The sequence below is a fragment of the Mycobacterium sp. ML4 genome, assembly GCF_054515735.1.
On the sequence record NZ_JBTNSY010000031.1, the window covers coordinates 1 to 12,275 of the forward strand.

Here is a 12,275-nt window from a genome sequence, read left to right on the forward strand (position 1 = left end):
TGATACTGCCGAGCAGACACAAAATCGCCCTTTCGCTCAGCGAATTGGGCGATTTTGTGTCTGCTCGCGCACGTAGAGTCGTGGCTATGCGCTTCGGACTCTTCATCCCGCAGGGCTGGCGGATGGATCTCGTCGGCATCGACCCCGAGCGGCACTGGGCGGTGATGCGCGAGCTGGCTACCTACGCCGACAACGGTGCATGGGATTCGCTGTGGGTCTACGACCACTTCCACACCGTGCCGCTGCCCAGCGACGAAGCCACCCACGAGGCGTGGTCGTTGATGGCGGCCTACGCCGCGGTGACGTCGCAAATCAAGCTTGGCCAGATGTGCACCGCGATGAGCTACCGGAACCCGGTGTATCTCGCAAAGGTCGCGGCCACCACCGATATCATCTCCGGAGGCCGCATTCAGATGGGCATCGGCGGTGGCTGGTACGAGCACGAGTGGCGCGCTTACGGTTACGGATTCCCGTCCGCGGGTGTGCGGCTGGCGCGCCTCGACGAGGGCGTGCAAATCATGCGGGCTGCCTGGCGCGACGGCAAGGTCAGCTTCCAGGGTAGGCAATACCAGGTGGATGGGGCGATCGTTGCCCCGAAGCCGTTGCAGTCCAACGGAATTCCGCTGTGGATCGCAGGTGGCGGCGAAAAGGTGACGTTGCGCATCGCCGCCCAGTACGCCCGGTACACCAACTTCACCCCCGAACTTGAAGCATTTGCCCACAAGTCGCAGGTGCTGGCCGACCACTGTCGCAGTCTCGGTACCGATTTCGACGCCATCGTACGGTCGGCCAACTTCACCGCCGTGGTCGGCGCATCCGAAGCCGAAGTCGCCGACCGCAAACAACGGATGCGCGACCGCCTGGACGGCTATGTGCCGGACGCCGTGGCGGATTCGATGGTCGGCGGCATGCCGGATTCGGCGATGGGCACCACGGAGCAGGTGGTCGAGCGGCTGTCCAAAGTCCGGGATCTCGGTTGCGAATACGCCATCTGCTACTTTCCCGAGGCCGCCTACGACCGCTCCGGGATCGAATTGTTCGAACGGGAAGTGATTCCCGCGCTCAGCTAATCGCCGGTGCGGGTGAAGGTTTGGTCGAAAGAGGTGTTGACCGAGCAGGCACCGGTCTGCTCCTGGTGTCCGTGCCCGCTGAGCAACTGGATCGGATCCTGCGGCGGCGCAGGGAGCGGAAATTCGGCAATGGCACTGAAATGCGTTGTGCCACCGGCCGGACACGCGTAATCGGCGTTCGCGGTCAGCGCCCAGGTGCCGTTGGCGAACACCAGCGGCGAGTCCCCGGACGGGCCGTGGAAGTAGCTCATACACCGCTCGCCGGTGCGCAGGCACGCGGTGGTGACGGCGGAATCTGCCGGCTGCGCGGGAATTGGTGCGGCGTAGGTCCGCAGCACCTGGTAGCGGCCGTGCAATGCTTCGGCAGGTGACAGCACCCGCGGTGGCACAGTGGCCGGGTCGGCGACCGTGTCGGCGTCGAGATCACCGGTGCGCCTGAATGTTACGGGTCTTTTGTCACGGCAGTTGGTCGCGCTGGTGCGGCTCATCTCTCCGGACAGCGTGCCGTCGGGACCCGGCTGCAGCGTGAACACCTGCCAGAATTCCGACGGCATGGAGCGGCACGTGTCGGTGAGCACCGCGACCGCCAGCCAGTGTTCGCCGACCTGGTCAAACACCAGACTGGCGGCGAATCCGCTTCCGCTGCCCAGGGAGGACGCCGTCGCCAGGCAGCCCGGACCCCCGCATACCGAGCGAAACCCGTAGTCGGCGGTGGCGGGTCGCGGCCCGCCCCCGTTGCCGTCGAGGTCGGTGGCGGCGCCGAAAGTCGCTGTGTAGCGGCCGTTGAGCGGACCGGGGGTCAGTGGCACGACCGAGGTGGTGGGTATGGCGCTGAGGGTCGGGACCGGTGAGGAGGTGTGCGGAACCGGTGTGCCGACGGGTCGGTCATTGCTCCTGAAGCCGACAAAGATGCCGGCACCGATCAGCACGACGGCGCCGATGACGGCGGCGACCAGGACGCCGGATCGTCTGCGGCGCGGCGAGGCGATGGCCGGCGCGGTGACCGCATCGGCGGGCGAGGCCAGTCGCCTGCTCAGTTCGGTGGCGAACTCGCTGCAGGTGGCGAACCGACCGGATGGTTCCTTGGCCATGGCCCGCATGAATACCGGGTCCACGGCACCCAATTCAGCACGGCGCGCGCCGACGGATGGCGGTGGCGCGTAGACGTGCTGGGTGATGACGACGGTGGGATTGGCGTCCGGGTACGGCGGTGCACCGGTCAGCAGGTGAAAAGCCTTGCAGGCCAATGCATATTGATCGGCACGGGCATCGATCGGATCGCCTTTGAGTTGCTCGGGTGCCGCATAGGCCACCGTGCCGACCACCACGTTGGTGTCGGTTAACCCGGCGGGGTCGTCGATCCGGCGGGCGATGCCGAAATCGGCCAGATAGATCCGCTGGTCGTGTCCGCCGGGGTCGGACAGCAGGATGTTGGCCGGTTTGACGTCGCGGTGCAGCAGGCCGCGGTGATGGGCGTAGTCCAGTGCCGATGCGACGGCGGTGACGATCGTCAGTACCTCATCGACGGGCATGCCCGAGGGGTAACGCTCGTCCAACAGGCGGACGAGGTCGGTGCCGGCCACGTAATCCATCGAGATCCAGAACTGGCCGTCGTACTCGCCGCGGTCCTGGATGCCCACTATGTGTGGATGGGACAGCCCCGACGCCAGGTCGGCCTCACGGGCGAACCGCGCCCGATACTCCGCATCGTCGGTGAACTCCGCCGGCAAGATCTTCAGCGCGTCCTCGCGTGGCAGCCTGGGATGGATCGCGAGGTATACCGTGCCCATGCCGCCCGCACCCAGCACCCGCAGGATCTTATAACCGGCGAAGTCCTGGCCGACGTGCAGGGACATCGCGCTAATCGCCTGTGCGCGTGAATATTTCGTCGAAATCCAGATTCACCGCACAGGTTCCCGTCTGCACCCAGTGCCCGTGACCGGTCAGCGACGCAATCGGATCGTTGACGGGTCGCGGCAGCGGAAAGGTCGCGCTGGCCCGCAGCGAGGCCGGGCTACCGTCGGGGCACTTGCCGCTGGTCAGGTCGTCCCACGTCCAGCCGCCACCAGCAAACAGCAGAGGGACATCGCCGGACTTGTTGTGGAAATAACTCATGCACCGATCGCCGGTACGCAGACAGCTGGTGACTATCGACGAGTCGCCCATCTGCTGCGGATCACCGCCGGCAAACGTCCGGATCAGTCGATAACGGCCGTGGAACGCCTCGGCCACCGACACCACCCGCGGTGGCAGGGTGGCCGGGTCGGGCAGGCCCGGTGTCACGTCACCGGTGCGGGTAAACGTCACCGTCCGTTTTTCCTGACAGTTGTTGCGCGCCGTGCGGGTTTGCTCACCGGTCAGCGTGCCGTCGGGGCCGGCCTGCAGGGTGAAGACCTCCCAGATCTCGCTGGTGTTGTCGCGGCACGGATGGGTGGACAGCGCCACTGCCACCCAGTTACCGCCCAACTGGTCGAACACCATCGTCGAGGCGAACGCCGTTTCGCCCTTGAGGCGCGAGGCGGTCGCCACGCAGCCGGCACCTCCGCACATCGACCGAACACCGTAAGTGCCCGTGGTGGGCTTTGCATCCGCGCCCGGTTTGCCGTCCAGATCGGTGACCGGGCCGAAATCGGCGCGGTAGGTTCCGGTGATCGGGCCCTGCCCGAGCGGCACCGAGCTGGGCGAGGGCGGCGGGGCGGACGCCGGTGGAGACGCGTTGCGGTGTGGCTGGGTGAGCTTGGTGCCGGCGAAGACGCCGCCGACGATCAGCAACGCCACGGTGACCAGCGCGCCCAGCAGCACCCCCGGCCGTCGCGCCCATCCCCTCGGATCCGGCTCGGGTGGGGTGGGCAGGGCGATCGCGGGCTGGGTGTGCTGGGCGTGCAACGCATTCGGAGTGTCGAAGTTGTAGGGCGTGAGATTCTTGGCCAGCTCCAGGGCGAAATCGCTGCAGCTGTCGTAACGGTCCGACGGACGCTTGGCCATGGCGATGGCGAACACCGGGTCGAGACTGGCCAGTTCGGGACGGCGCGCGCCCATCAACGGCGGGGGCGCGCTGATATGTTGGGTGATCACCACCGTGGGGTTGGTGTCGTTAAACGGCGGTGCGCCGGTCAGTAAGTGAAAGGCCGTGCAGGCCAGCGCATATTGGTCTGCGTGCCCGTCGACCGGGTCGCCCTTGAGCTGCTCGGGCGCGGCGTAGGCGGCGGTGCCCACCGCCACGTTGGTGGCGGTCAGGCCGGTGGCGTCGTCCATGCGTCGCGCGATACCGAAATCGGCCAGATAGATTCGCCGGCCCTGAGCGTTGTCGGGTTCGGTGAGCAGAATGTTGGCGGGCTTGACGTCGCGGTGCAGCAGTCCGCGGTGGTGGGCGTAGTCCAGCGCCGAGGCGACGGCAGAAATGATGGCCACGACTTCGTCGACGGGCATGCCGCTCTGGTACCGCTCGGCGAGCAGGTGGGAGGCGTCGGTACCCGGGACGTAGTCCATCGAGATCCACAGCTGGCCGTCGTTCTCGCCTCGGTCATAGATCCGCACTATGTGCGGATGTGAAAGCCCCGCGGCAACATCGGCTTCGCGCGCGAACCGCATCCGGTACTCCGGGTCGTCGGTGTACTCCGCCGGCAGTACCTTCAGCGCGTCTTCGCGGGGCAACCGGGGATGGCTCGCCAGGTAGACCCTGCCCATTCCGCCGGCGCCCAACACGCGCAGGATCGTGTATCCAGCGAACTCGTGGCCGACCTGCAGGGGCATGGCCAAATCGTAATTGCTGGCTTTTGCCGACGGCACCGAAAGGACGGGACCAGTTGTCGGTAACGAGAATGGGATTTCCATTTCTGTGGAACGCTGTTGTACGGTTTGATGAGTCGCATTATTCGCATGTTCGGCGGAGGACTTACGATGCAGAAGGCACTGGCACCGGAGATTTCCACCTGGCCTGACAAGAATCCCCAGCTGATCGGCAGCCGTTGCGGCAGTTGCGGTGCCACGACCTTCCCGGTGCAGCGGCACTGTCCGCGTTGCAGCCGCGGCGAGATGAGCGAAGAGCGGCTACCGCGTCGCGGCACGCTGGTGGCTTGGACCACGCAGGGTTTCCCGCCTGGTGAACCTTATGCCGGTCCCGTCGGCAACGACTTCGTGCCGTTCGGGGTGGGCCTGGTCCAACTCGGTGACGTGATCCGAGTCGAGGGCCGCCTCACCGAAAGCGACCCGGCCAGGCTGCAGTTCGGTCAGGAGGTCGAGCTCACCATGGTGCCGTTGACCCGGGACGACGACGGCGCCGAAATCATGACCTTCGCATTCAAGCCGATCGTGACGACGGGAGCCTGAGATGACCGACGAAGTCGCCATCATCGGCGTCGGCCTGCACCCATTCGGCAGATTCGACAAGACCGCGATGGAGATGGGTGCAGAAGCAATTCAGTTTGCGCTGTCCGACGCCGGAGTGGAGTGGAGGGATATCCAGTTCGGCTTCGGCGGCAGCCACGAGATATCCAACCCGGACGCGGTCACCCGACTGGTCGGACTCACCGGCATCACGTTCACCAACGTGTTCAATGCCTGCGCCACCGCCGCCAGCGCCATTCAACAGACCGCCGACACCATCCGGCTGGGCAAGTACGACCTCGGAATCGCGATCGGGTTGGACAAGCACCCCCGCGGCGCATTCACCGATGACCCCGCGAAGCTGGCGCTTCCACAGTGGTATGCCCAGAACGGGCAGTTCGTCACCACGAAGTTCTTCGGCATGAAGGCCAACAAGTACCTACACGACCACAACATCTCGCAGGCGACGCTGGCCAAAGTGGCCGCCAAGAACTTCCGCATCGGCGCCATCAACCCGAACGCGTTTCGCCGCAAAGCGATTTCGGAGGAAGAGATACTTAACTCGGCGGTGCTCAATTACCCGCTGACGCAATACATGTTCTGCGCACCCGACGAGGGCGCCGCGGCGGTGATCATGTGCCGGGCCGATATGGCGCATAAGTTCACCGACAAACCGGTCTACGTGCGGGCGTGCGAGATTCGCACCCGTCGCTACGGCGCCTACGAGGTGCACGCCACGTTCGCTCCGCTGGACGGTGACGCGTCGCCGACGGTGTATGCGGCCCAGGCTGCTTACGAGGCAGCGGGAATCGGGCCCGAGGATGTCGACATGGCTCAGCTGCAGGACACCGACGCCGGCGCCGAGGTGATCCACATGGCGGAGACGGGCCTGTGCGCCGACGGCGAACAGGAGAAGTTGGTGGCCGACGGCGCCACCGAAATCCATGGTTCGATCCCGGTCAACACCGACGGTGGCCTGATTGCCAATGGCGAGCCGATCGGCGCGTCGGGGCTGCGCCAGGTGCACGAGTTGGTGCGGCAACTGCGCGGCGAGGCCGGCGAGCGGCAGGTGCCGGGCAACCCCCGTGTTGGTCTGGCGCAGGTGTACGGCGCACCGGGTACCGCCTCGGCGACGATCCTGTCGCTCTAGCCGGGTCGGCGAGCAGACACAAAATCGCACGAAAACGCCGTTGGGGGTGCGATATTGCGTCTGCTCGCGGGAGGTGGGGTGCCGCGCGGGAGGTGGGGCGCCGCGCGCGGGAGGTGGGGTGCCGCGCGTTAGATCGCCGGGCCCAGGAGGTCGTCGGCGTCGCGAATGATGTACCCGTAGCCCTGCTCGGCCAGGAAGCGCTGCCGGTGTGCTGCGTACTCGGCATCCAGGCTGTCGCGCGCCACCACCGAATAGAAGATGGCACCGCCCCCGTCGGCCTTGGGCCGCAGCAGTCGGCCCAGCCGCTGGGCTTCCTCCTGGCGTGATCCGAAGGTACCCGAAACCTGCACTGCCACAGACGCTTCCGGAAGATCGATAGAGAAGTTGGCCACTTTCGACACCACCAGGGTCGTTATCTCACCACGCCGGAACTGGTCGAACAGGTCCTCGCGTTCCCGGGTCTTCGTCGAGCCCTGGATCACCGGGGCGCCCAGCTCGGCCCCCAGTTCATCGAGCTGATCGAGGTAGGCGCCGATCACCAGCGTCTGCTCACCGGGGTGATTCTTCAGGATCGATTTGACCACTGCGATTTTGGTGTGCACCGTCGAACACAGTTTGTAACGTTCCTCGGGTTCGGCGGTGGCGTAGCTCATTCGCTCGTTGTCGGTCATCGTGACCCGGACTTCGACGCATTCGGCCGGCGCGATCCATCCTTGGGCCTCAATGTCCTTCCACGGCGCGTCATATCGCTTCGGCCCGATGAGCGAGAACACATCTCCCTCGCGGCCGTCCTCACGGATCAATGTGGCGGTGAGGCCCAGACGCCGTTTGGATTGCAGGTCAGCGGTCATCCGGAATACCGGTGCCGGAAGCAGATGCACCTCGTCGTAGATGATCAGACCCCAGTCGCGGCTGTCGAACAACTCGAGATGTCGGTATTCGCCCTTGTTTCGGCGGGTGATCATCTGGTAGGTCGAGATCGTGACGGGCCGAATCTCCTTGCGTTCGCCGGAGTATTCGCCGATCTCTTCCTCGGTCAGCGAGGTGCGCGCCACCAGCTCGCGCTTCCACTGCCGGGCGGCGACGATGTTGGTCACCAGAATCAGGGTCGTAGCTTGCGCTTTGGCCATCGCGGCAGCCCCGACCAGCGTCTTTCCGGCGCCGCACGGCAGTACCACCACGCCCGACCCGCCCGCCCAGAACGAGTCGGCGGCGAACTGCTGATAGTCGCGTAGCTCCCATCCGTCGGGTTCCAGGCTGATCGGGTGCGCCTCGCCGTCCACATACCCGGCCAGATCCTCCGCCGGCCAACCGATTTTGAGCAGCAGCTGCTTGACCCGGCCTCGCTCGCTCGGATGCACGATGACCGTGTCGTCATCGATGCGGGAACCGAGCATCGGTGCGATCTTCTTGTTGCGCAACACTTCTTCGAGAACCGCGCGATCGAAGCTCAACAGGGTCAAGCCGTGTGCGGGGTGCTTGATCAGTTGCAACCGGCCATAGCGCGCCATGGTGTCGACGATGTCCACCAGTAGCGGTTGCGGCACCGCGTAGCGGGAGAAGGTGACCAGAGCGTCGACCACCTGCTCGGCGTCGTGACCGGCCGCACGGGCGTTCCACAGCGCCAGCGGCGTGATGCGATAGGTGTGCACATGCTCAGGCGCGCGTTCCAGTTCGGCGAACGGCGCGATGGCGGCGCGTGCCGCGCCGGCCAGCTCGTGATCCACTTCGAGCAGCACCGTCTTGTCGGACTGCACGATCAAGGGCCCGTCTGTCATAGCACCCATTATCCGTCGCGGGCCGACATCACCGACGTGATGCGGTGGATGGCGAAGTCGCGCATCCGTCCAGACCCCGAATCAAAGGCCACCAGCTGGCCTCCCCGCACGACGATGGGCGACACTACCCGCTGGGTGGCCACCCCCGCGGCGTCGAGGTAACCGATGAGGACGGTGTCATTGTCCTTCACGGCGCGCTGCAGCAGGGACATCGAGACCGCCGGATCGACCCGGACGTTGCCGAACGGGGCCGCGGTCACCTTACGCAGCACCCCCACCACCGCGTGCAGGGTGTCGCTGGTGGGGCGCGGGACCGGCGGGTGGGACCGGCGATGGGGCGGAGCGGGCACCCGGGCGCCGCGGGCACGAACGTCGACGATCGCGCCGCTGGAATCCTCGGCTGCCGGGGCGAATCCGGCTGACCGGAGAGCGGCGAGCACTTCGGCGATGGACGCCGGTGATACCGCCACCGTCGGGGCCAGCGCCCGCAGCTGCAGCCCTTCGGTGGCCGGTGCGGCCACCGCCTGGGCGAGGAGTGCGGGGTCCTCACAGCGTACGAACGATGAGGCCATGCCGATCCGCAGCTGGCCGTGGCGGCGTGCCACGTCGTCGATCAGATAAGTAAGTCCTTGCGGCACAGTAGTTTTGGAGTGGCGGGAGAAGAACGCGTGCATCCAGTCGCGGGTCTTGCCGATATCGAGCGCGTGCCGGATCGAGTGTTCGCTGACCCGGTAAACCATCGCCGCGCCGGCTGATTCGACGGTAGCGACGGTGGCGAGACCCTCGGCGAGGTCGCGTTCCAAGGGACCGGGCACCACCACCGTCAGGTCAGCCTGGACCAGGAAATGGTCGATTGGCCTGGGCAGTGCCCGGTTCATCGCATCGACGACGGCGGCGGTGTCGGCGTCGTCATCGAGCAGCGCGCGAGCCGGCGTGCTGATCGCCCCGCGGCCGATCAGCCCCACCGCGTGTCCTTCGGCCAGCAGGTCGGCGACCGGTCCGGGCTGCAGCCGGCGCGCCCAGCGCGGGCGGCGCCAGACCAGTGCCGCGGACGCGCTCGTCGCGTCCACTCCTGCGCCCTCGGGCAGCGTGGCGAGTAACTCCAGGAGTAGTCGCCGGTCCAGCGGGGCGGCGGTGGAGAACAACGAATTGGACAGGGCGCCATAAACTTTGCCGTCGGGTCCGCGGCAGCCAATCAGCGTTGGGCGGCAGGTCAGGCCGAGCCAGGTGGTGGCAAGCAGGTGCCAGCGCTCGGCTGCGGCCAGGGTGCTGAACCGGTCGGCCGTTGTTGTGGGCGCCCAATAGGGTCCTTCCCCGTGCTGCGGGTCGGGATCGGGCATGCCGCTCGCCATCAAGTCCGCCGCGGCGGTGATTTCCAGGATCAGCCCCAGTCGGGGCTCCTCGATGCCGGTGACCTTGGCCAGTCGCTTGAGTTCACGAATTCCCAACCCGCCGCTGCGCAGCTCCGGAACGGGTGAGGCGCTGAGGTTTTCCAGTAGGACGTCGACGTGACGGAGCAGGTCGATGACGGCACCGGCGGCCGCCGCGTCGGCGTCGGCGGCTTTGACGGTGGACACCACCGGGTCGGGTTCGGTCAGTTGCAGTGGACCGAGGGCCTCGCCGCGCAGCACCTGCGCCACGTGGCGCGGCAGAATCACCGTCTCGGCGTCGACGCGCCGCAGCAGACCGCTCGCCAGCAACTGTGGCACCGGACGGTCACTCGGAGCGCCGGGCGCCGCGTCGCGGGTGCGTCCCATCGGGGAACCCTCGAGCAGCTTCTCCAGTACGTCGCGCTGCGCGTCGTCGGTCTCGGCGATCAGTGCCGCGATCTGTTCCGCGGTGTGCGTGCGGTCCTCGAGGGTGACCTGTCCGGGATGCCACGGCAGGGCGGTGCCGGTATCGGCGGCCACCCGCACCGCGGTCCCGCCCCAGGCCAGCGCACGGTTCTTCAGGTCATCCAGGGCGGCCGTCACGTCGGCACCCGGTGTGATTTCGTCGATCAGGGCCAGCAACTTGGTGACCGGAACCGGTTCGGTGTCGGCTTGTAGCACCAGCAGTGCATCCAGGACCGCCAGACGCAGGAAGTCGAGATCGTCGGTGGCAGCCTTGACCGACTGACGCGCCTGCGCGCGTGCGGCCAGCGCCGCGATACTGCCGGGTGGCGGCTGGGCAAGGTCGGGCCGCAGCTCCAACAGCAGGATCAGCCGCTCGTCGGGTAGGTCGGCCAGCCAGGACCCCAGCGGGATATCCGGGGTGTGTTCGGTCATCGCTGATCAAGCCTAGGCGTGAGGGTGAACCTTCCGCCGCGGACGGTGGCCGGACCTGTCAGAATGGAGCGCGTGGCTGAGACGAAGGCGCGCAAAGAAAAGTATGTGGACCCCGGTTGGCCGACCACCGACCCGGACGACCACGCGGTCAGCGAACTCGTGACCGACCGCACGGGTGCGCTCTCGCCCTTCGGGGAAGTAGCGTTCCCGGTGCCTGCCGAGGAGTTGCCCTATGTCCATCCGGTGACGGTCGCCACCTGGTAGGTCGCCGCGATGTCGGGGGCAGGGGCCTCGGAAGAGAGCGCTGAGGCCCCCGGGTCGGCACTGTCGCACCTGGACGAGCGAGGGGCGGCGCACATGGTCGACGTCACTGAGAAAGGGACCACGCGGCGCACTGCCGTGGCCGCGGGCGCGCTGCGCACCTCTGCCGGCGTCGTCGCGTTGATATCGAGCGGTGGGTTGCCCAAGGGCGATGCGCTGGCGACCGCCCGGGTGGCCGGCATCTTGGCCGCCAAACGCACCAGCGACCTGATTCCGCTGTGCCACCAGCTCGCACTCACGGGCGTAGACGTCGACTTCACGGTCGGCGAGTCTGAGGTTGAGATCAGGGCGACGGTGCGCAGCACCGACCGAACGGGGGTGGAGATGGAAGCGTTGACCGCCGTCAGTGTGGCGGCCCTGACCCTGTACGACATGATCAAAGCGGTCGACCCGGCCGCGCGCATCGACGACATCCGGGTGCTCAGGAAAGAAGGCGGCCGCAGCGGACGTTGGGTGCGAGCATGAGCCGAACGGCACGAGTCATCGTCGCATCAACGCGGGCGTCCACCGGTGTCTACGGCGATCAGTGCGGTCCCATCATCGCGGAGTGGTTGGAGCAGCGCGGGTTTCTCCCCGTCCAGCCCCGGGTGGTGGCAGATGGGAATGACGTGGGCGACGCGCTGCACGACGCGCTCGAGAACGACGTGGACCTGGTCATCACGTCCGGCGGCACCGGCATCGCGCCCACCGACACCACCCCGGAACAGACCGTAGCGGTTCTGGATTATGTCATTCCCGGACTGGCCGACGCGATTCGGCAGTCCGGATTACCCAAGGTGCCGACGTCGGTGCTCTCGCGCGGCGTGTGCGGCGTGGCGGGCAGGACACTGGTGGTCAACCTGCCGGGTTCACCGGGTGGGGTGCGGGATGGTCTCGCAGTGCTGGCCGACGTGCTCACGCACGCACTCGATCAGCTTTCCGGCGGAGACCACCAGCGATGAGCCTGGTCCTGCGCGCCACAGTGACCGATCAACCGATCTCTCTCGCCGAGCATGAGGCCCTGGTGAGCCATCGGTCCGCCGGAGCCGTCGTCGGCTTCGTCGGCATGATCCGCGACCACGACGGGGGCCGTCACGTGATGCGGCTGGAGTACACCGCGCATCCTTCGGCGCCGGAGGTTTTCGCCGAGGTGGTGGCCGAGGTCGCCGGACGGGCCGACGGAGTGCGCGCCGTGGCGGCCAGTCACCGTGTCGGCGTCCTGGGCATCGGAGAAGCCGCTCTGGTGGCCGCCGTGGCGGCCGACCACCGCCACGCGGCCTTCATTACCTGCGAGCGCCTCGTCGACGTCATCAAGGAGCGGTTGCCGGTGTGGAAGCACCAGTTCTTCGACGACGGATCCGAAGAGTGGGTGGGTTCGGCCTGA

Annotated in this window: 11 protein-coding genes; 7 read left to right on the forward strand and 4 right to left on the reverse strand. The window is 66.9% G+C overall.

Annotated features, from left to right (window positions below):
• The first annotated feature begins 86 nt into the window (after window positions 1-86).
• Entirely contained in the window at window positions 87-1,070 is a 984-nt protein-coding gene (locus tag ACX9NE_RS25815) for an LLM class F420-dependent oxidoreductase (protein WP_459365156.1), read from the forward strand.
• Here the strand turns inward: ACX9NE_RS25815 and ACX9NE_RS25820 are convergent.
• On the reverse strand, window positions 1,067-2,926 hold the full coding sequence (locus tag ACX9NE_RS25820; protein ID WP_459365146.1) for a serine/threonine-protein kinase: 1,860 nt from the start codon (window positions 2,924-2,926) through the stop codon (window positions 1,067-1,069). The two genes, ACX9NE_RS25815 and ACX9NE_RS25820, sit on opposite strands and share 4 nt — an antisense overlap.
• 4 nt (window positions 2,927-2,930) lie before the next feature.
• On the reverse strand, window positions 2,931-4,823 hold the full coding sequence (locus tag ACX9NE_RS25825) for a serine/threonine-protein kinase (protein ID WP_459365147.1): 1,893 nt from the start codon (window positions 4,821-4,823) through the stop codon (window positions 2,931-2,933).
• 147 nt (window positions 4,824-4,970) lie between these two features.
• Between ACX9NE_RS25825 and ACX9NE_RS25830 the strand changes: the two genes are divergently transcribed.
• On the forward strand, window positions 4,971-5,399 hold the full coding sequence (locus tag ACX9NE_RS25830; RefSeq protein ID WP_459365148.1) for a Zn-ribbon domain-containing OB-fold protein: 429 nt from the start codon (window positions 4,971-4,973) through the stop codon (window positions 5,397-5,399).
• 1 nt (window position 5,400) lies between these two features.
• Window positions 5,401-6,546, forward strand: a complete 1,146-nt coding sequence (locus tag ACX9NE_RS25835) for a thiolase family protein (protein ID WP_459365149.1) — start codon at window positions 5,401-5,403, stop codon at window positions 6,544-6,546.
• Between the two features lie 128 nt (window positions 6,547-6,674).
• On the opposite strand, the gene ACX9NE_RS25840 is transcribed toward ACX9NE_RS25835, so the two are convergent.
• Window positions 6,675-8,324 (reverse strand): DNA repair helicase XPB, encoded by a 1,650-nt coding sequence (locus tag ACX9NE_RS25840; RefSeq protein ID WP_459365150.1) that lies wholly within the window; start codon window positions 8,322-8,324, stop codon window positions 6,675-6,677.
• Between the two features lie 8 nt (window positions 8,325-8,332).
• Window positions 8,333-10,591: a helicase-associated domain-containing protein gene (locus tag ACX9NE_RS25845; protein ID WP_459365151.1), complete on the reverse strand. Its 2,259-nt coding sequence runs from the start codon at window positions 10,589-10,591 to the stop codon at window positions 8,333-8,335.
• A gap of 63 nt (window positions 10,592-10,654) precedes the next feature.
• Here ACX9NE_RS25845 and ACX9NE_RS25850 point away from each other — a divergent pair, with 63 nt between their 5' ends.
• The 4 genes from ACX9NE_RS25850 to ACX9NE_RS25865 are packed head-to-tail and all read left to right on the forward strand — an operon-like array spanning window position 10,655 to window position 12,275.
• Window positions 10,655-10,855 (forward strand): hypothetical protein, encoded by a 201-nt coding sequence (locus tag ACX9NE_RS25850; RefSeq protein ID WP_459365152.1) that lies wholly within the window; start codon window positions 10,655-10,657, stop codon window positions 10,853-10,855.
• Window positions 10,856-10,864: 9 nt separating this feature from the next.
• On the forward strand, window positions 10,865-11,377 hold the full coding sequence (gene moaC, locus ACX9NE_RS25855) for a cyclic pyranopterin monophosphate synthase MoaC (protein ID WP_459365153.1): 513 nt from the start codon (window positions 10,865-10,867) through the stop codon (window positions 11,375-11,377).
• Window positions 11,374-11,853 carry a MogA/MoaB family molybdenum cofactor biosynthesis protein gene (locus ACX9NE_RS25860; RefSeq protein WP_459365154.1) on the forward strand — a complete coding sequence of 160 codons (480 nt, stop codon included), beginning with the start codon at window positions 11,374-11,376 and terminating at the stop codon, window positions 11,851-11,853. The genes moaC and ACX9NE_RS25860 overlap by 4 nt, the downstream gene beginning before the upstream one ends.
• Window positions 11,850-12,275, forward strand: coding sequence for a molybdenum cofactor biosynthesis protein MoaE (locus ACX9NE_RS25865; RefSeq protein ID WP_459365155.1), 426 nt, complete (start codon window positions 11,850-11,852; stop codon window positions 12,273-12,275). The genes ACX9NE_RS25860 and ACX9NE_RS25865 overlap by 4 nt, the downstream gene beginning before the upstream one ends.